This window comes from Halomonas sp. ANAO-440 (genome assembly GCF_019915905.1).
GTDB lineage: Bacteria > Pseudomonadota > Gammaproteobacteria > Pseudomonadales > Halomonadaceae > Halomonas > Halomonas chromatireducens.
Genome location: NZ_JAHXBV010000036.1, coordinates 19,789 through 37,972 on the forward strand (window position 1 = coordinate 19,789; position 18,184 = coordinate 37,972).

Annotated in this window: 29 protein-coding genes; 28 read left to right on the forward strand and 1 reads right to left on the reverse strand. The window is 61.7% G+C overall.

All coding sequences use genetic code 11. The features are described from left to right. The first annotated feature begins 58 nt into the window (after positions 1-58). The 27 genes from rplC (at position 59) to rplQ (ending at position 13,340) form a co-directional block, all read left to right on the forward strand. The gene (gene rplC / locus KZO25_RS17395) at positions 59-697 is read left to right on the forward strand and encodes a 50S ribosomal protein L3 (protein WP_066443633.1); all 639 of its coding nucleotides are present in this window, start codon (positions 59-61) and stop codon (positions 695-697) included. Positions 698-711: 14 nt separating this feature from the next. Beyond that, a complete protein-coding gene (gene rplD / locus KZO25_RS17400) occupies positions 712-1,317 on the forward strand; it encodes a 50S ribosomal protein L4 (RefSeq protein WP_043518300.1) in 606 nt (201 codons plus the stop codon). After that, complete coding sequence (rplW, locus tag KZO25_RS17405; protein WP_066443635.1) at positions 1,314-1,610, forward strand: 50S ribosomal protein L23; 297 nt, start codon at positions 1,314-1,316, stop codon at positions 1,608-1,610. The genes rplD and rplW overlap by 4 nt, the downstream gene beginning before the upstream one ends. A 17-nt stretch (positions 1,611-1,627) precedes the next feature. Further along, a complete protein-coding gene (gene rplB / locus KZO25_RS17410; RefSeq protein ID WP_223137944.1) occupies positions 1,628-2,458 on the forward strand; it encodes a 50S ribosomal protein L2 in 831 nt (276 codons plus the stop codon). A 33-nt stretch (positions 2,459-2,491) separates the two neighbouring features. Continuing rightward, positions 2,492-2,767, forward strand: a complete 276-nt coding sequence (rpsS, locus tag KZO25_RS17415; protein ID WP_008959165.1) for a 30S ribosomal protein S19 — start codon at positions 2,492-2,494, stop codon at positions 2,765-2,767. Positions 2,768-2,785: 18 nt separating this feature from the next. Beyond that, entirely contained in the window at positions 2,786-3,118 is a 333-nt protein-coding gene (gene rplV / locus KZO25_RS17420) for a 50S ribosomal protein L22 (protein ID WP_018917732.1), read from the forward strand. An 11-nt stretch (positions 3,119-3,129) separates the two neighbouring features. Further along, positions 3,130-3,828, forward strand: a complete 699-nt coding sequence (gene rpsC, locus KZO25_RS17425) for a 30S ribosomal protein S3 (RefSeq protein ID WP_066443639.1) — start codon at positions 3,130-3,132, stop codon at positions 3,826-3,828. Positions 3,829-3,843: 15 nt separating this feature from the next. Next, positions 3,844-4,257: a 50S ribosomal protein L16 gene (gene rplP, locus KZO25_RS17430; protein WP_066443642.1), complete on the forward strand. Its 414-nt coding sequence runs from the start codon at positions 3,844-3,846 to the stop codon at positions 4,255-4,257. Further along, complete coding sequence (gene rpmC / locus KZO25_RS17435; protein ID WP_066443645.1) at positions 4,257-4,448, forward strand: 50S ribosomal protein L29; 192 nt, start codon at positions 4,257-4,259, stop codon at positions 4,446-4,448. The genes rplP and rpmC overlap by 1 nt, the downstream gene beginning before the upstream one ends. Position 4,449: 1 nt before the next feature. Next, complete coding sequence (gene rpsQ / locus KZO25_RS17440; protein ID WP_066443648.1) at positions 4,450-4,710, forward strand: 30S ribosomal protein S17; 261 nt, start codon at positions 4,450-4,452, stop codon at positions 4,708-4,710. Positions 4,711-4,749: 39 nt separating this feature from the next. Next, the gene (rplN, locus tag KZO25_RS17445; protein WP_008959163.1) at positions 4,750-5,121 is read left to right on the forward strand and encodes a 50S ribosomal protein L14; all 372 of its coding nucleotides are present in this window, start codon (positions 4,750-4,752) and stop codon (positions 5,119-5,121) included. 14 nt (positions 5,122-5,135) lie between these two features. After that, entirely contained in the window at positions 5,136-5,453 is a 318-nt protein-coding gene (gene rplX / locus KZO25_RS17450) for a 50S ribosomal protein L24 (RefSeq protein WP_066443651.1), read from the forward strand. A gap of 18 nt (positions 5,454-5,471) precedes the next feature. Beyond that, positions 5,472-6,011 (forward strand): 50S ribosomal protein L5, encoded by a 540-nt coding sequence (rplE, locus tag KZO25_RS17455; protein ID WP_066443653.1) that lies wholly within the window; start codon positions 5,472-5,474, stop codon positions 6,009-6,011. Between the two features lie 10 nt (positions 6,012-6,021). Then, a complete protein-coding gene (gene rpsN, locus KZO25_RS17460) occupies positions 6,022-6,327 on the forward strand; it encodes a 30S ribosomal protein S14 (protein WP_066443658.1) in 306 nt (101 codons plus the stop codon). A gap of 32 nt (positions 6,328-6,359) precedes the next feature. Continuing rightward, the gene (gene rpsH / locus KZO25_RS17465) at positions 6,360-6,752 is read left to right on the forward strand and encodes a 30S ribosomal protein S8 (RefSeq protein ID WP_066443667.1); all 393 of its coding nucleotides are present in this window, start codon (positions 6,360-6,362) and stop codon (positions 6,750-6,752) included. A gap of 9 nt (positions 6,753-6,761) precedes the next feature. Next, a complete protein-coding gene (rplF, locus tag KZO25_RS17470) occupies positions 6,762-7,292 on the forward strand; it encodes a 50S ribosomal protein L6 (RefSeq protein WP_066443669.1) in 531 nt (176 codons plus the stop codon). A 9-nt stretch (positions 7,293-7,301) separates the two neighbouring features. After that, complete coding sequence (rplR, locus tag KZO25_RS17475) at positions 7,302-7,652, forward strand: 50S ribosomal protein L18 (RefSeq protein ID WP_066443671.1); 351 nt, start codon at positions 7,302-7,304, stop codon at positions 7,650-7,652. An 11-nt stretch (positions 7,653-7,663) separates the two neighbouring features. Beyond that, the gene (rpsE, locus tag KZO25_RS17480) at positions 7,664-8,164 is read left to right on the forward strand and encodes a 30S ribosomal protein S5 (protein ID WP_066443679.1); all 501 of its coding nucleotides are present in this window, start codon (positions 7,664-7,666) and stop codon (positions 8,162-8,164) included. 5 nt (positions 8,165-8,169) lie between these two features. After that, positions 8,170-8,352, forward strand: coding sequence for a 50S ribosomal protein L30 (gene rpmD, locus KZO25_RS17485; RefSeq protein ID WP_066452141.1), 183 nt, complete (start codon positions 8,170-8,172; stop codon positions 8,350-8,352). A gap of 3 nt (positions 8,353-8,355) precedes the next feature. Further along, positions 8,356-8,790: a 50S ribosomal protein L15 gene (rplO, locus tag KZO25_RS17490; RefSeq protein ID WP_066443682.1), complete on the forward strand. Its 435-nt coding sequence runs from the start codon at positions 8,356-8,358 to the stop codon at positions 8,788-8,790. After that, complete coding sequence (secY, locus tag KZO25_RS17495) at positions 8,791-10,122, forward strand: preprotein translocase subunit SecY (RefSeq protein ID WP_066443685.1); 1,332 nt, start codon at positions 8,791-8,793, stop codon at positions 10,120-10,122. 51 nt (positions 10,123-10,173) lie between these two features. Continuing rightward, positions 10,174-10,287 carry a 50S ribosomal protein L36 gene (gene rpmJ / locus KZO25_RS17500; RefSeq protein ID WP_009099023.1) on the forward strand — a complete coding sequence of 38 codons (114 nt, stop codon included), beginning with the start codon at positions 10,174-10,176 and terminating at the stop codon, positions 10,285-10,287. A gap of 121 nt (positions 10,288-10,408) precedes the next feature. After that, a complete protein-coding gene (gene rpsM / locus KZO25_RS17505; RefSeq protein WP_066443688.1) occupies positions 10,409-10,765 on the forward strand; it encodes a 30S ribosomal protein S13 in 357 nt (118 codons plus the stop codon). Between the two features lie 39 nt (positions 10,766-10,804). After that, a complete protein-coding gene (gene rpsK / locus KZO25_RS17510; RefSeq protein ID WP_043518279.1) occupies positions 10,805-11,191 on the forward strand; it encodes a 30S ribosomal protein S11 in 387 nt (128 codons plus the stop codon). Positions 11,192-11,203: 12 nt separating this feature from the next. Beyond that, entirely contained in the window at positions 11,204-11,824 is a 621-nt protein-coding gene (gene rpsD, locus KZO25_RS17515; RefSeq protein WP_043518281.1) for a 30S ribosomal protein S4, read from the forward strand. A gap of 82 nt (positions 11,825-11,906) precedes the next feature. Then, complete coding sequence (locus KZO25_RS17520) at positions 11,907-12,905, forward strand: DNA-directed RNA polymerase subunit alpha (protein WP_043518283.1); 999 nt, start codon at positions 11,907-11,909, stop codon at positions 12,903-12,905. Positions 12,906-12,944: 39 nt separating this feature from the next. Further along, complete coding sequence (gene rplQ / locus KZO25_RS17525; RefSeq protein ID WP_066443693.1) at positions 12,945-13,340, forward strand: 50S ribosomal protein L17; 396 nt, start codon at positions 12,945-12,947, stop codon at positions 13,338-13,340. Between the two features lie 374 nt (positions 13,341-13,714). On the opposite strand, the gene uvrA is transcribed toward rplQ, so the two are convergent. Further along, positions 13,715-16,576: an excinuclease ABC subunit UvrA gene (gene uvrA, locus KZO25_RS17530; RefSeq protein ID WP_223137945.1), complete on the reverse strand. Its 2,862-nt coding sequence runs from the start codon at positions 16,574-16,576 to the stop codon at positions 13,715-13,717. Between the two features lie 162 nt (positions 16,577-16,738). Between uvrA and KZO25_RS17535 the strand changes: the two genes are divergently transcribed. Further along, positions 16,739-18,130 carry an MFS transporter gene (locus KZO25_RS17535; protein WP_066443700.1) on the forward strand — a complete coding sequence of 464 codons (1,392 nt, stop codon included), beginning with the start codon at positions 16,739-16,741 and terminating at the stop codon, positions 18,128-18,130. Positions 18,131-18,184: the final 54 nt, after the last annotated feature.

The window sequence follows — 18,184 nt, forward strand, 5'->3', positions numbered from 1 at the left end:
TGCTCTGGAAAGGGCAGCCATAGCGGGTGATAGCCCCGTACACTAAAGGAGACTGAGAATGACTATCGGTTTAGTCGGTAGAAAGGCCGGTATGACCCGTGTCTTTACCGAAGATGGCGCCTCTGTGCCCGTAACCGTGATCGAGGTTGAGCCGAATCGCGTCACCAGCGTCAAGTCTGTCGAAGCCGACGGCTACGCAGCGATTCAGGTCACAACCGGCTCCCGCAAGGCCAAGCACCTCACCAAGGCCCAGGCAGGTCAGTATGCCAAGGCAGGTGTCGAGGCCGGTCGTGCGCTGATGGAGTTCCGCCTTGCAGAAGGCGATGAGGCTCCGGCAGTGGGCGGCGAACTCACCGTATCCCTCTTCGAAGCTGGTCAGATGGTTGATGTGACCGGTACCTCCAAGGGCAAGGGCTTCCAGGGCGCCGTCAAGCGCTGGAACTTCCGTACCCAGGATGCCACCCACGGCAACTCACTGTCGCACCGCGCGCCGGGTTCCATCGGCATGTGTCAGACCCCGGGTCGTGTCTTCAAAGGCAAGAAGATGGCCGGCCAGATGGGCAATGTCCGCTGCACCGTGCAGAGCCTGGAAATTGTCCGTGTCGACGCCGAACGCAACCTGCTGCTGGTCAAGGGCGCCGTGCCCGGTGCTACCGGCAGCGATGTCATTGTGCGCAGCGCCGTCAAGGCTGGCTGAAGGGGATAGAACCGATGAATCTGAATCTAGCTGCAGGCGCGGGCACTGTCGAAGTTGCCGACGCCACCTTTGGCAAAGAATTCAACGAGGCGCTGGTTCACCAGGTCGTCACCGCCTATCTGGCCGGTGGTCGTCAGGGTACCCGTGCCCAGAAGAACCGTTCCGACGTGCGTGGCGGTGGCAAGAAGCCGTGGCGCCAGAAGGGCACCGGTCGTGCTCGTGCCGGTACCATTCGCTCGCCCCTGTGGCGTAGCGGTGGTGTGACCTTTGCGGCTCGCCCGCAGGATCACTCCCACAAGGTCAACCGCAAGATGTACCGTGCGGCCATGCGCGCGATTCTCTCCGAGCTGGTTCGCCAGGAGCGTCTGGTGGCGATCGACGAGATTACCGTCGAAGCGCCCCGGACCAAGGAGTTGGTGGCCAAGCTCAAGGAGCTGAACCTCGAGAAAGTGCTGATCGTCACCGAGGAAGTCGACGAGAAGCTCTATCTGGCCGCCCGCAACATTCCCAACGTGGATGTGGTGGATGTGGCTGCTGCCGACCCGGTGAGCCTGATCGCCTTCGACAAGGTGCTGGTCACCGTCTCTGCTCTGCGTAAATTCGAGGAGAAGCTGGCATGAACCAGGAACGCGTATTCAAGGTTCTGCTTGGTCCGCACGTGACCGAGAAGGCCGCTTTCGCCGCTGAGAACAACCAGTACGTGTTCAAGGTGGCCAGTGACGCGACCAAGCCGGAAATCAAGCAGGCCGTTCAGGTCCTGTTCGGCAAGAAGGTCGATCGCGTCCAGGTATTGAACGTCAAGGGCAAGACCAAGCGCTCCGCGAATGGTCTGGGCCGTCGCCAGGGCTACCGCAAGGCTTATGTGTCCCTGGCCGCCGGTGAGACGCTCGAAGACTTCACTGGCGCCGAATAAGGGCAGGAGTACGGATCATGGCAATCGTCAAGACAAAACCCACATCCGCCGGTCGTCGCCACGTCGTCAAGATCGTCAGCGAGGATCTGCACAAGGGCAAGCCCTATGCACCGCTGCTCGAGAAGCAGTCGCGCTCCGGTGGACGTAACAACAACGGCCGCATCACCACCCGCCATGTGGGCGGTGGTCACCGTCAGCATTATCGGCTCGTGGACTTCAAGCGCACCAAGGATGGCGTTCCCGCCGTCGTCGAGCGCCTGGAATACGACCCGAACCGCAGCGCCCACATCGCGTTGCTGAAGTATCTGGACGGCGAGCGTCGCTACATCATCGCGCCCAAGGGCGTGAAGGCCGGCGACCGTCTCGAGTCCGGTGTCAACGCGGCGATCAGGAAGGGTAACACCCTGCCGCTGCGTAACATCCCGCTGGGTTCCACCGTGCACTGCATCGAACTGAAGCCCGGAAAGGGTGCTCAGATCGCGCGCAGCGCCGGTACCAGTGCCCAGCTGGTCGCTCGTGAAGGCAACTATGCCACCCTGCGTCTGCGCTCCGGCGAGATGCGCAAGGTGCTGGCAGAGTGCCGCGCGACCCTGGGGGAAGTGAGCAACTCCGAGCACAGCCTGCGTCAACTTGGCAAGGCCGGTGCGAAGCGCTGGAGAGGCGTGCGTCCGACCGTTCGCGGTGTGGCCATGAACCCGGTTGATCACCCGCACGGCGGTGGCGAAGGCCGCACCAGCGGTGGCCGTCACCCGGTGTCCCCGTGGGGCGTTCCCACCAAGGGCCACAAGACGCGCAAGAACAAGCGCACCGACAAGCTCATCATCCGTCGCCGCAAGGCACGGGGCTGAGACCATACGCCAAGACATTAAGAGGTAACGGCTGTGCCACGTTCACTGAAGAAAGGTCCCTTCATTGACCTTCATCTGCTGAAGAAGGTTGAGGCTGCAGTGGAGAAGAGCGACCGCAAACCGATCAAGACCTGGTCGCGTCGCTCCATGATCCTGCCGAATATGGTCGGGCTCACCATTGCTGTCCATAACGGTCGCCAACACGTCCCGGTGCACGTCTCCGAGGAAATGGTTGGCCACAAGCTGGGCGAATTCGCTGCCACCCGCACGTATCGCGGGCATGCGGCGGACAAGAAAGCCAAACGGTAAGCCAGAGAGGATTGAGAGATGGAAGTCACAGCTAAGCTGCGTGGCGCTCGTTTATCCGCCCAGAAGGCCCGTTTGGTGGCTGACCAGGTGCGCGGTAAACCGGTCGCCGAAGCAATTGACCTGCTGACCTTCTCACCGAAGAAGGCTGCCAAGCTGGTCAAGAAAGTGCTTCAGTCCGCCATCGCGAATGCGGAAGAAAACAACGGTATGGATATCGACGAGCTGCGTGTCTCGACCATCTGCGTCGATGAGGGCATGACGCTCAAGCGCATCAAGCCGCGTGCCAAGGGCCGTGCGGATCGCATTTTGAAGCGCACCTGCCACATCACCGTCAAGGTAGCCGAGAAGTAGGAGTCGACCAGATGGGTCAGAAAGTACATCCGACAGGTATTCGGCTGGGTATCGTCAAGGATCACTCCTCGGTGTGGTATGCCGAGCGCGGTGCCTACGCCGACAAGCTGAATAATGATCTCGAAGTGCGTCGTTTCCTCGAGGAGCGACTGAAGAATGCGTCCGTGAGTCGCATCCACATCGAGCGTCCGGCGAACAACGCCCGCATTACCATTCACACCGCCCGTCCGGGCATCGTGATTGGCAAGAAGGGTGAAGACGTCGATCGTCTGCGTCGTGACGTCACGGCGATGATGGGCGTGCCCGTGCACGTCAACATCGAAGAAGTCCGCAAGCCGGAACTGGATGCCAAGCTCGTCGCGCAGAACATCGCCGGCCAGCTCGAGCGTCGCGTCATGTTCCGTCGCGCCATGAAGCGTTCCGTGCAGAACGCCATGCGCCTGGGTGCCGGTGGTATCAAGGTGATGCTGTCGGGTCGCCTCGGTGGTGCGGAAATCGCTCGTACCGAATGGTACCGCGAAGGCCGCGTGCCGCTTCACACCCTGCGTGCGGACATCGACTACGCCACCTACGAAGCAAAAACCACCTACGGCATCATCGGTGTCAAGGTTTGGGTCTTCAAGGGTGAAATCCTCGGGGGCATCGAAGAGGTCCGCGCCAAGGCTAAACAGCCGCAGGCCGCGCCCTCCAAGAAGAAAGGTTCCAGGTAAGGGGAGAGCGAGTCGATGTTACAACCCAAGCGCATGAAATTCCGCAAGATGATGAAGGGCCGCAACCGTGGCCTGGCGCATCGCGGAAGCAAGATCAGCTTCGGGGAATATGGCCTGAAGGCAACCGGTCGCGGCCGTATCACGGCGCGTCAGATCGAAGCCGGCCGTCGTGCGATCACTCGTCACGTCAAGCGTGGCGGCAAGATCTGGATCCGCATATTCCCTGACAAGCCGATTTCCAAGAAGCCGCTCGAAGTTCGTATGGGCAAGGGCAAGGGCTCCGTCGAGTACTGGGTCGCACAGATCCAGCCTGGCCGGGTCCTGTATGAAATCGAAGGGGTGTCGGAAGAGCTGGCTCGTGAAGCCTTCTCCCTGGCGGCCCAGAAGATGCCCATATCCACCACCTTTGTGAAACGGACGGTGATGTGATGAAAGCCCAGGAAATTCGTGAAAAGTCAGTAGACGAACTGCGTGAGCAGCTCTTCGAACTCCTCCGCGAGCAGTTCAACCTGCGCATGCAGAAGGCCACTGGCCAACTGAGCCAGACTCATCTGCTCAAGCAGGTCCGTCGGGATATCGCCCGCGTCAAGACTGTGCTCAACGAGAAGGCAGGTGACTGAGATGGCCGAAGAAAAGAAAGCTCGTACGCTCACCGGCAAGGTGGTGAGCGACAAGATGGAGAAGTCCATCGTCGTCATGATCGAGCGCCGTGAGCGGCACCCGATCTATGGCAAGTACGTCAAGCGCTCCACCAAGCTGCACGCCCACGACGAGACAAACCAGGCGAAGGTCGGCGACACGGTTTCCATTCAGGAATGCCGTCCGCTGTCCAGGAAGAAAGCCTGGTCCCTGGTCGAGGTGGTCGAGCAGGCCAAAGGCTGAGCTCGGCGAGAGCAGTCAGATTAGGTTTGGAGAAAACCGATGATTCAGACTCAGACAATGCTGGATGTCGCCGACAACAGCGGAGCGCGCCGGGTGCAGTGCATCAAGGTGCTTGGCGGTTCTCACCGTCGCTACGCCCGCGTGGGTGACATCATCAAGGTCACGGTGAAGGAAGCCATTCCGCGTGGCAAGGTCAAGAAAGGCCAGGTCCTCAAGGCGGTGGTGGTTCGCACCCGCAGCGGTGTCCGTCGTCCCGACGGCTCGCTGATCCGCTTCGATGGAAATGCGGCAGTTCTGTTGAACAACACCAACGAGCAGCCGATCGGTACCCGTATCTTCGGACCGGTGACACGTGAGCTTCGCAACGAGAAGTTCATGAAGATCATTTCCCTGGCGCCCGAAGTGCTGTAAGGAGCGAGGCGGATATGCAAAAGATCAAACGTGACGATGAAGTGGTCGTCATCGCCGGCAAGGATAAGGGCAAGCGTGGCACGGTAAAGCGCGTCCTCGGAGAGGAACGTTTTGTGGTGTCCGGTGTGAACATGATCAAGCGTCACACCAAGCCCAATCCTATGGCGGGCAAGCAGGGCGGTATCGTCGAGCGCGAGGCTCCGATTCACGCGTCCAACGTGGCGATCTTCAACTCGGAGACCGGTAAGGCGGATCGCGTCGGCTTCCAGGTTAAGGAAGACGGTACCAAGGTACGTATCTACAAGTCGACGCAGACGCAGATCGACGCCTAACGCGAGTCGGGTAGCAAAATGGCGAACTTGAAAGAACGTTATCAGAACGAGGTGGTGGCTCAGCTCAAAGAGCAGTTCAGCTACGCCAATGTGATGCAGGTGCCGCGGGTCACCAAGGTGACTTTGAACATGGGCATCGGCGACGCAACCAGCGACAAGAAGCTGATCGAGAATGCCGTCGGCGACCTGGAGAAGCTCTCCGGTCAGAAGCCGTTGGTGACCAAGGCACGGAAGTCCATTGCGGGCTTCAAGGTGCGCGAAGGCTGGCCGATCGGCATCAAGGTGACCCTGCGCAGTGAGCGTATGTGGGAATTCCTCGATCGCCTGGTCAACATCGCGATACCCCGCGTGCGTGACTTCCGTGGTCTCAACCCGAAGTCCTTTGACGGTCGCGGCAACTACTCCATGGGTGTGCGTGAGCAGATCATCTTCCCGGAGATCGAGTATGATAAGATCGACCGGATTCGTGGTCTGGATGTCACCATCACCACCACTGCCAACACCGACGAGGAAGGTCGTGCGCTGCTGAGCGCGCTGAACTTCCCGTTCAAGAAATAAGGGTTGGATCATGGCAAAGAAGAGCATGGTAGAGCGTGAGCTCAAGCGCACCAAGCTGGTCGCGAAGTATGCGGCCCGCCGCGCCGAGCTCAAGGCGATCATCCAGAACGTGAACACTTCTGAAGAAGAGCGCTTCGACGCAACGCTCAAGCTGCAGCAGTTGCCGCGTGACTCGAGCCCGGTACGCCAGCGTAACCGCTGTCGTATCACCGGCCGTCCGCACGGCTACTACAACAAGTTCGGCTTGGGCCGCAACAAGCTGCGCGAAGCCGCTATGCGTGGCGAAGTCCCTGGGCTGAAGAAGTCCAGCTGGTAAGCCGCCACGGAATCATCAGGAGCGCAACGTAAATGAGCATGCAAGACACTCTGGCGGATATGTTCACTCGTATCCGCAATGCGCAGATGGCCACCAAGGAGACGGTTACCATGCCGTCTTCGAAGCTGAAGGTCGAGGTGGCCCGCGTATTGAAGGAAGAGGGCTATATCACCGACTTCGCGGTGGCTGAAGGCACCAAGCCCGAGCTGACCGTAACCCTCAAGTACTTCGAGGGAAGGCCGGTCATCGAGCACCTGCAGCGGGTTTCCAAGCCGTCTCTGCGCCAGTACAAGGGCAAGTCTGCACTGCCCAAGGTGGCGGATGGCATGGGTGTCGCGATCGTCACCACCTCCCGGGGCGTGATGACCGACCGTGCCGCTCGCCAGGCGGGCGTCGGTGGCGAAGTCATCTGCACCGTATTCTAGGAGTTTGGAATGTCCCGCGTAGCCAAATATCCGGTTAAAGTGCCTGCCGGCGTCGACATCAAGCTTGATGGCGACCAGCTGACCGTCAAGGGCAGCCAGGGCACGCTGTCCATGACCGTTCATCCGGACGTGGTGGTCGCCCAGGAAGAGGGTCAGCTGACCTTCAACCCGAGCAAGACCGCCAAGTCCTGGGCCATGGCCGGCACCACACGCGCACTGGTCCAGAACCTGGTCACCGGCGTCTCCGAGGGCTTCACCAAGTCCCTGGAAATCATCGGCGTCGGCTATCGTGCCCAGGCCAAGGGCCAGACGCTCAACCTGACACTGGGCTTCTCGCACCCGGTCGACTACACACTGCCTGATGGTGTCTCGGCGGAAACGCCCAAGAACACCGTGATCGTGCTGAAAAGCGCGGACAAGCAGAAGCTCGGCCAGGTCGCTGCGGAAATCCGCGCCTTCCGTCCCCCGGAACCCTATAAAGGTAAGGGTGTACGGTACGCCGACGAGCAGGTGCGTCGCAAAGAAGCCAAGAAGAAGTAAGGCAGGGTTATGAACGCGAAGAAAGAATCTCGTCTCCGTCGTGCCCGCCGCGCTCGCGCGAAGATCCGCGAGCTGGGCGTGTATCGCCTGTGCGTCAACCGTACCCCGCGTCACATCTATGCGCAGATTATCTCGCCGGATGGTGGCAAGGTGCTGGCCAGCGCTTCCACGCTGGACAAGGATCTGCGCGAGGGTGCGACCGGTAATTCGGACGCCGCTGCCAAGGTGGGTGCGCTGATTGCCGAACGTGCCAAGCAGGCAGGCATCACCCAGGTAGCCTTCGATCGTGCCGGCTTCAAGTACCACGGCCGTGTCAAGGCCCTGGCCGACGCCGCACGTGAAGGCGGCCTGGAATTCTAAAGGGTTTTACGATGGCGAAGAACGAACAGAACACCGGCGACCTGCAGGAAAAGCTCGTACAGGTCAACCGTGTCGCCAAGGTGGTCAAGGGTGGCCGGATATTCGGCTTCACCGCTCTGACCGTCGTCGGCGACGGCAATGGTCGTGTGGGCTTCGGTCGTGGCAAGGCGCGTGAAGTGCCGGTCGCGATCCAGAAGGCCATGGACCAGGCGCGCCGCAACATGGTCAAGGTCAGCCTGAAGGGCCACACGCTGCAGTACCCGGTCAAGGCCCGTCACGGTGCCTCCAAGGTGTACATGCAGCCGGCTTCCGAAGGTACCGGGATCATCGCTGGCGGTGCCATGCGCTCCGTGCTCGAGCTGGCAGGCGTCCATGACGTCCTGGCCAAGTGCTACGGTTCCACCAATCCGGTGAACGTGGTGCGGGCAACCGTCAAGGGCCTCGCTTCCATGCAGTCGCCGGACGACATCGCCGCCAAGCGCGGCCTGTCTGTCGACGCGATCACGGGGTGAATACCATGGCAGCAACACTCAAGGTTACCCAGACCCGCAGCACCATCGGCACACTGCCCAAGCACAAGGCAACCATGAAAGGCCTGGGTCTGCGTCGCATTGGTCATACGGTTGAACTGGAAGACACCCCTGCCGTTCGCGGCATGATCCACAAGGTAAATTACCTTGTGCGTGTTGAGGGAGAGTAATCCATGAAACTCAATAGCCTGAGCCCGGCACCGGGTTCCAAGCACGCCGAAAAGCGTGTCGGTCGTGGCATCGGCTCCGGTCTGGGCAAGACCGGCGGCCGTGGCCACAAGGGCCAGAAGTCGCGCAGTGGCGGCACCGTGAAGCCTGGCTTCGAGGGCGGTCAGATGCCGCTGCAGCGGCGCCTGCCCAAGTTCGGCTTCACCTCCGCGAAGTCGCTGGTCTCCGAAGAAGTTCGCCTGGGCGAGCTGTCCAAGGTGGCGGGTGATGAAGTCACCATGGCGACTCTCAAGGAAGCCAACGTGCTCAAGGATGCCACGCTACACGCGAAAATCATCCTTTCCGGCGACGTCAACAAGGCGGTTACCGTGCGCGGCATCAAGGTCACCAAGGGTGCCCGTGCTGCAATCGAAGCCGCCGGTGGCAAGGTAGAGGACTAAATGGCCAAGTCAGGAAACATGCCGGCGATGGGCAGCGGTCTGAGTGAACTGTGGGCGCGTCTGCGCTTCGTGCTCCTCGCCATCGTGGTGTACCGTATCGGTGCCCATATTCCCGTGCCCGGTATCAATCCTGACCAGCTTGCTGCCTTGTTCAGGGAGCAGCAGGGTACCATCCTGGGCATGTTCAACATGTTCTCGGGTGGTGCGCTGGAGCGCATGAGCATCATGGCGCTGGGGATCATGCCGTACATCTCGGCGTCGATCATCATGCAGCTCTTGACCGCGGTCTCACCCCATCTTGAGCAGCTCAAGAAGGAAGGTGAGGCCGGCCGCCGCAAGATCAGCCAGTACACCCGCTACGGCACGGTGTTGCTGGCGCTTGTCCAGGGCACCGGTATGTCGGTGGGCCTGGCCAGCCAGGGCATCGCGTATACGGCCGACTTCAGCTTCTACTTCACCGCCATCGTCAGTTTCGTGACCGGTGCGGTGTTCCTGATGTGGCTGGGCGAGCAGATCACCGAGAAGGGCATCGGCAACGGCATCTCGCTGCTGATCTTCGCCGGCATCGTCGCCGGGCTTCCGGGTGCCGTGGGGCAAGCCTTCGAGCTGGCCCGCAACGAAGGTGCCTGGAACGTGCTGCCGCTGCTGGCACTTTCCGTACTGGGTGTCGCCACCGTGGCTTTCGTGGTGTTCATCGAGCGCGGGCAGCGCCGGATTACGGTGAACTATCCGCGTCGTCAGGTCGGCAACAAGATGTATGCCGGCCAGAGCAGCTACCTGCCGCTGAAGGTGAACATGGCGGGCGTCATTCCGGCCATCTTCGCCTCCAGCATTCTGCTGTTCCCCGCATCGATGGGACAGTGGGTAGGGGCCGGCGACGGCATGGAGTGGTTGCAGCGTGCATCTCAGGCGCTCGGCCCAGGTCAGCCACTGTATATCTTGCTTTTCGGCGCGGCGGTGATATTCTTCTGCTTCTTTTACACAGCGCTGGTCTTCAACCCCAAGGATGTCGCCGACAATCTCAAGAAGTCAGGCGCATTCCTGCCGGGCATACGCCCTGGTGAACAGACCGCTCGCTATGTCGACAAGGTCATGACGCGTTTGACCCTGTTCGGTGCCTTGTATATCGCTGCGGTTTCCCTGATGCCCCAGTTCCTGATCGTGGCCTGGAACGTGCCGTTCTTCTTCGGCGGAACCGCGCTGCTGATCATTGTCGTGGTGATCATGGACTTCATGGCCCAGGTGCAGTCGCATCTCATGTCGCATCAGTATGACTCGGTGATGAAGAAGTCCAACCTGAAAGGCTATGGCAGCGGCGGCATCATGCGCTGAAGCGCAGAGCCGGAGCATCTGCGCCGCGAGCCGATTTTGGAGTAAGGAACGATGAAAGTTCGAGCTTCCGTAAAGAAAATGTGCCGTAACTGCAAGATCATTCGTCGCAATGGCGCCGTTCGCGTCATCTGCATCGAACCGCGGCACAAGCAGCGCCAGGGTTGATTCTGGCGCGTGTTGAAAGCGGTGCCGGCATGCCCCTTGCCCTTCATCGGGTAAAGGGGTATGCTGTTGCGCCTTTTGTAGTGACTAAACGAGCAAGCCGCTCAAATTTCGGAGTAAGCTGATGGCCCGTATTGCAGGCGTCAATATCCCGGACAACAAGCATGCGGCGATCTCGCTGACCTATATCTTCGGGATTGGCCGCACGCGTGCACAGCAGATTTGTGCCGCCACCGGCATCGCGCCGACTGCCAAGATTCAGGAGCTTTCCTCTGAAGAAGTGGATGCCCTGCGTAGTGAAGTCGGCAAGTACACCGTAGAAGGCGACCTTCGTCGTGATGTGACGCTCAACATCAAGCGTCTCATGGACCTGGGTTGCTATCGTGGTCTGCGTCATCGTCGCGGTCTTCCGCTGCGTGGTCAGCGTACCAAGACCAACGCGCGTACCCGCAAGGGCCCGCGCAAGCCGATTCGCAAGTAACACGCACGTTCTGGCGTAAAGACAGGAAACGACATCAACATGGCTAACCCGCGTAGCAACCGTAAAAAGGTTAAAAAGCAGGTAGTGGATGCCATCGCGCATATCCACGCCTCTTTTAACAACACGATCGTGACGATCACAGACCGCCAGGGCAACGCTCTCTCTTGGGCGACTGCCGGTGGTTCGGGTTTTCGTGGTTCTCGCAAGAGCACCCCGTTCGCTGCTCAAGTGGCAAGCGAACGTGCAGCAACTGCTGCAGCCGAGTATGGTGTGAAAAACGTCGACGTGCTGGTCAAGGGCCCCGGTCCTGGCCGTGAATCCGCCGTTCGCGCTCTGAGCGCTGCCGGCTTCCGCGTGCAAAGCATCACCGACGCGACGCCCATTCCCCACAATGGCTGCCGTCCGCCGAAGAAACGCCGCGTTTAAGGAGACAGATTCATGGCTCGTTATATTGGACCGAAGTGCAAACTGTCTCGTCGTGAAGGCACCGATCTCTTTCTGAAGAGTGGCGTGACTCCCTTCGAGAAGAAGTGTAAATCCGAGCAGATCCCGGGTGTACACGGCCAGCGCCGTCAGCGTCTTTCAGACTACGGCTTGCAGCTTCGCGAGAAGCAGAAAGTGCGTCGTATGTATGGCGTACTCGAAAAGCAGTTCCGCAGCTACTACAAGGAAGCCGCCCGTCGCTCCGGCGCCACCGGCGAAGTCCTTCTGCAGCTGCTCGAAACCCGACTGGACAACGTCGTCTACCGTATGGGCTTTGGTTCCACCCGCTCTGAAGCACGTCAGCTGGTGAGCCACAAGGCCATCGCCGTCAACGGCCGCACCGTCAACGTGGCGTCCTACCAGGTCAAGCCCGGTGACGTGGTCTCCATTCGCGAGAAAGCCAAGAACCAGGCGCGCATCCAGAGTGCGCTCTCCATTGCCGCCAACCGCGGTGAGGTGGTCTGGATCGAGGTGGACGCGAAGAAGATGGAAGGCACCTTCAAGGCTATCCCGGAACGCGGCGACCTGTCTGCCGACATCAACGAAAACCTGATCGTCGAGCTGTACTCGAAGTAAGCGTCGCTGATCGCGTCGTGCCGGTCCTTCGGGGCCGGCAACGAGTACCGAGTAACCGATAGGCAGCCTCAAAGGTGTAGTTATGCAGCGTTCAGTGACAGAGTTTCTCCGTCCGCGCGATATCAAGGTCGAAGAGATCAGCGCGCATCACGCGAAGATCGTACTCGAGCCCTTCGAGCGTGGCTTTGGTCACACCCTGGGGAATGCGCTGCGTCGCATTCTGCTCTCGTCCATGCCCGGCTGTGCCGTGGTGGAAGTCGAGATCTCGGGTGTCGAGCATGAGTACAGCGCGATCGAGGGTGTACAGGAAGATGTCATCGAGATCCTCCTGAACCTCAAGGACGTGGCCATCCGCATGCACAGTCGTGACGAGGCGGTGCTCTCGCTGAACAAGCAGGGCCCGGCCGTGGTGACAGCGGGTGACATCGTTCTTGATCATGATGTCGAGATCGTCAATCCGGATCACGTCATCGCCCACGTTAACGAGGGCGCTGAACTCAAGATGCAGCTGAAGATTGCCCGTGGTCGTGGCTACGAGCCGGCGGATGCACGTGTCGGCGCCGACGATGAGTCCCGTGCCATCGGCCGCCTGCAGCTGGATGCCACTTTCAGCCCCGTGCGCCGTGTTTCGTATGCCGTCGATGCCGCGCGTGTCGAGCAGCGTACCGACCTCGACAAGCTGATCATCGACCTGGAAACCGACGGCACCCTGGATCCGGAAGAGGCCATCCGTCGCAGCGCCACCATCCTGCAGGAGCAGCTGGCAGCGTTCGTCGACCTGGAAGCCGACAAGGAACAGGAAGTCGAGGAGGAAGAGGATCACATCGATCCCATCCTGCTGCGCCCCGTAGACGATCTCGAGCTGACCGTCCGCAGCGCCAACTGTCTGAAGGCCGAGAATATCTACTACATCGGCGATCTGATTCAGCGCACCGAAGTCGAGCTGCTGAAGACGCCGAACCTCGGCAAGAAGTCTTTGAACGAAATCAAGGACGTGTTGGCAGCACGCGGTCTGTCCCTGGGCATGCGTTTGGAGAATTGGCCTCCGGCAAGCCTGAAGGACGACAAGGCCTCTGCGTGAGCGTCGACTCGAGTCCCAGTTTGGTAAGGAATAGCAACCATGCGTCATCGTAAGAGTGGTCGTCACCTGAATCGTACCAGCTCGCACCGCCAGGCCATGTTCAAGAACATGTCCGTCTCGCTGGTCGAACATGAAGTGATCAAGACAACCCTGCCCAAGGCCAAGGAGCTGCGTCGCGTCATCGAGCCGCTGATCACCCTGGCCAAGCAGGACAGCGTCGCCAACCGTCGTCTGGCCTTCAGCCGTACCCGCTCGAAGGAAGCGGTCGGCAAGCTCTTCAATGAGCTGGGTCCGCGTTACGCCGAGCGTCCGGGCGGATACGTCCGTATTCTCAAGTGCGGTTTCCGCACCGGCGATAACGCGCCGATGGCCTTCGTCGAGCTGGTCGATCGTCCGATCGTCGAGTCCGAGGAAGAGGTTGCCGTCGAGGAGTGATCCTCGGCTTCGGGCCTGGCCCGGCAACGCTGTAGCAGCAATGCAAAAACCGGCTCCCTTGGGAGCCGGTTTTTTTGGGTTCATCGCATTTTGGCGTGAACCTGCTCTGCATAGGCTGCATTGCGGAAGGGGGCTCGACGACAGCGACGCAGGCGCTCCTTGTTGGAGCGCTGGTTCCCATCGCGACTGGCGCCGATAGGCGCCCGGCGGCGGCTGCCGCGCTGGCAATAACCGCGACCATCGGTAACGCCGCCGGGAGTCCTTCGGCCTCCAGTCGTGATCTGAAGATACTCCTACAGCGTGGCCATGACTTCCCTTGCCATTTCACGCCAAAGTGTGAAGATCCTTTTTTTGCGCACTCTCATATTTCCAGCCTACGCCGTGGCTTTCGGCTCGGCCTGCTGGGCCTTGGCCCGTTCCAGCATGGGCTTGAGGAAGCGCCCGGTATGGGAGGCCTCCATCTTCGCCACCTGCTCCGGGGTGCCCTCGGCGATGATGCGCCCGCCGCCGGAGCCGCCCTCGGGCCCGAGGTCAACGATCCAGTCGGCGGTCTTGATCACGTCGAGGTTGTGCTCGATGACCACGATGGTGTTGCCGTGGTCGCGTAGGCGGTGGAGAACGGTCAGCAGCTGGCGGATATCCTCGAAGTGCAGCCCGGTGGTGGGTTCATCGAGGATGTAGAGGGTCTTGCCGGTATCGCGCTTGGCCAGCTCCCTCGCGAGTTTGACGCGCTGGGCTTCACCGCCGGAGAGGGTGGTGGCGCTCTGCCCCAGGCGTATGTAGGAGAGCCCCACGTCGAGCAGTGTCTGCAGGCGGCGGGCGATGGCCGGCACCGGGCTGAAGAATTCCAGTGCCTCCTCGACGGTCATCTCCAGCACTTCGTGGATGCTCTTGCCCTTGTAGTGGATCTCCAGGGTCTCGCGGTTGTAGCGCTTGCCCTTGCAGACATCGCAGGGAACGTAGATGTCCGGCAGGAAGTGCATCTCGACCTTGATCATCCCCTCGCCCTGGCACGCCTCGCAGCGGCCGCCCTTGACGTTGAACGAGAATCGCCCGGGCTTGTAGCCCCGTGAGCGAGACTCCTGGGTGCCGGCGAAGAGTTCGCGGATCGGCGTGAAGATGCCGGTGTAGGTGGCCGGGTTGGAGCGCGGGGTGCGTCCGATGGGGCTCTGGTCGATGTCGATGACCTTGTCGAGCTGGTCGAGCCCCTCGATCGTCTCATAGGCGGAAGGCGTCAAGGTGGTGGCGCGATTGAGCTCCCTGGCGGCAATGGGCATCAGCGTCGAGTTGATCAGCGTCGACTTGCCCGACCCGGAGACGCCGGTGACGCAGATGAACAGCCCCAGTGGCAGGGTGAGGGTCACATCGTGCAGGTTGTTGCCGCTGGCACCGGTCAGTCGCAGCTGCTTCTCGGGGTTGCCGGGGATGCGCCAGGGCGGTATCTCGATGCGGCGCTTGCCGGAGAGGTACTGGCCGGTCAGGGAGTCGGGGCTGGCCATGACATCCTCGGGGGTGCCTTGGGCGACGATCCGTCCGCCATGCACACCCGCGCCGGGGCCGATGTCCAGCACGTGGTCGGCGGCGCGGATGGCATCCTCGTCGTGCTCCACCACGATCACGGTGTTGCCCAGGTCGCGCAGGTGAATCAGCGTCTTGAGCAGGCGGTCGTTGTCGCGCTGGTGCAGGCCGATGGAGGGCTCGTCGAGGATGTACATGACGCCGACCAGGCCGGCGCCAATCTGGCTTGCCAGGCGGATACGCTGGGCTTCGCCACCCGAGAGGGTGTCGGCGCTGCGCTCCAGGTTGAGATAGTCGAGGCCGACGTTGACCAGGAATTCCAGCCGGGCATGGATCTCGTTGATGATCTTTTCGGCGATCTCGCCGCGGCGACCGGGCAGCGTGAGCTGGCGGAAGTAGTCCCAGGCCTCGCCGATGGGAAGCTCGACGATCTGGGGCAGGGTGCGTTCGTCGATGAACACGTGGCGCGACTCGAGGCGCAGGCGTGAGCCGTGGCAGCTGGGACAGGGTTGGTCGGCGATATAGCGCGCCAGCTCCTCGCGGACCATGCTCGATTCCGTCTCGCGGTAGCGGCGCTGCATGTTGGGGAGCACCCCCTCGAAGGGGTGCTCCCGGGTGACCTTGCGGCCGCGGTCGTTGACGTAGCTGAAAGCGATATCGTCGCTGCCGCTGCCATGCAGGATCACGTCCCGTTCATGGCGGGCCAGCTCCTGCCAGGGCGTCTCCAGGGCAAAGCGGTAGTGGCTGGCCACCGCCTGGAGCTGGCTGAAGTAGTAGACGCTGCGCCGGTCCCAGCCCTTGATCACGCCCTCGGCCAGCGACAGCTCCGGGTGGCTGATCAGCTTGTGGGGATCGAAGATCTGCTGCACCCCAAGGCCGTCGCAGGTAGGGCAGGCGCCGGCCGGGTTGTTGAACGAGAACATCCGGGGCTCGAGTTCGGCAATGGCGTAGCCGCACACCGGGCAGGCGAAGCGCGCCGAGAAGATGATGTCTTCGGCTTCGCCGTCCATGAAGTGAACCATGGCGATGCCGTCGGAGAGGCCCAGCGCCGTCTCGAAGGATTCCGCCAGCCGCTGCTGAAGGCCCTCGCGAACCTTGATGCGGTCGACCACTACGCTGATGTCATGCTTCTTGTTCTTGTCCAGCGGGGCGATGTCGTCGAGTTCGAGCACCTGGCCGTCGATCAGGGCGCGCACGAAGCCCTGGGCACGGAGCTCGGCAATCAGCTGCAGATGCTCGCCCTTGCGCCCCTTGACCACCGGGGCCAGCAGCATCAGCTTGCTGCCTTCTGGCAGCGCAAGCACCTGGTCGACCATCTGCGAGATAGTGCTCGCCTCGAGATCCTCGCCGTGCTCAGGGCAGCGCGGTGTGCCGGCACGGGCAAACAGCAGGCGCAGATAGTCGTAGATTTCGGTGATGGTGCCCACGGTGGAGCGAGGATTGTGCGAGGTGGACTTCTGTTCGATGGAGATCGCCGGCGACAGGCCTTCGATATGGTCCACGTCGGGTTTTTCCATCATCGACAGGAACTGACGGGCATAGGTGGAGAGCGACTCGACGTAGCGGCGCTGGCCTTCGGCATAGAGTGTATCGAACGCCAGCGAAGACTTGCCGGAGCCCGAAAGTCCCGTCACCACGATCAAGCTGTCCCGGGGCAGGTCGACGTCGATCTGCTTGAGGTTGTGAGTGCGGGCACCCCTGACCAGTATTCTGTCCATTCCCACCTCGTGACGCACGGCAAAACCTCGATTATACGTCCGCGGCACACCGGGCAGCAAAGCGGCTGTGGCGAGGGCGTTTCCTGTATGGTCCGGAACCGATAGAATAGGCGGTTCACCTAAGGGCCTCGAGCCCGCCTACCCATGGATTCTCGTCACTCTATGCGCAAGGTCTCTGGACTGCTGCTAGCCACCGAACGGCGGGCCATCACCGGCCTGGCGAGCCTGTATGCCACCCGGATGCTGGGGCTGTTCATGGTACTGCCGGTGCTGGCGCTCTATGCCGACGAGCTGGCCGGCGCCACGCCGCTACTGATAGGGCTGGCCCTGGGGGTCTACGGCCTGACCCAGGCGATACTGCAGATTCCCTTCGGCCTGCTCTCCGATCGTGTCGGTCGCAAGCCGGTGATCGCCGGCGGACTGCTGCTGTTCCTGCTCGGCAGCGTGGTGGCTGCCGGTGCGGATACCATCGGTGGCGTGATCCTGGGTCGCTGCCTTCAGGGTAGCGGTGCCGTTGCCGCGGCGATCATGGCGCTGCTGGCGGACCAGACCCGGGAGCAGGTGCGTACGGCCGCCATGGCCACCATTGGGCTCTCCATCGGCGTGGCCTTCGCAGTGGCCATGGTGCTCGGCCCCTGGCTGGCGGCGTCCTTCGGGCTGTCGTCGGTGTTCTGGTTTACCGCCATGCTGGCTGCGGTGGGGATCCTGGTGCTGTGGAAGCTGGTGCCGCCGGCGCCTCGCCGCATGCGCCATCGCGACGTGGGTATCGACCGGCAGCAGCTGAAGGTCATACTCACCCGGGCCGACCTGTGGCGTCTCGACCTGTCGATCTTTGCCCTGCACCTGGTACTGATGGCAATCTTCGTCGCGGTGCCCTTTCGCCTTCTCGAGGCTGGCATCGGCGCCGAGCGGCACGGCCTGACCTATCTGGGTATCATGCTGCTGGCCTTCCTCTGCATGGTGCCGCTGGTGGTGCTGGCCGAGAAGCGCCAGCGCATGAAGGACATGTGTCTGCTGGCGATCGGGGCCATTGCCGTCAGCCTGGCGGGATTGGCCGGTATCGGTACCGGCGCCTGGGCGCTGTTCGCCTGGTTGCTGCTGTTCTTCACGGCCTTCAATCTGCTCGAGGCGACGCTGCCGTCGATGCTCAGCAAGCTGGCCCCGGCTGGGGCCAAGGGTACGGCCATGGGCGTCTACTCCACCAGCCAGTTCCTGGGTGCCTTTCTGGGTGGCTTGCTGGGTGGTTTTCTGGCCCAGCAGTGGGGGTTGCCTGCCGTCTTCGTTGGCAGCGCCCTGCTGGCCGGCATATGGTGGCTGCTGATGCTGGGCATGCCGGCGCCGCCCCACCTCTCGAGCGAAGTGGTCGAGCTGGATGAAGACCAGCAGGACGATGCGCTGGATACCCTGATGGCGAGCTTCGCCGAAGTGGCCGGCGTTGAAGACGTGCTGGTCGTGCCCGAGGAGCGGCTGGCCTATCTTAAGGTGGACCGGCGGCGTCTCGACAGGGACGCCCTGGCCCGTCTGGTTCGGCCGGACCAGGACCGCGGTAACTGACCGGCAGCTCGGCGGGTGCCGACAGGGCTCCGCCGGGAATTCATGACAACGAGT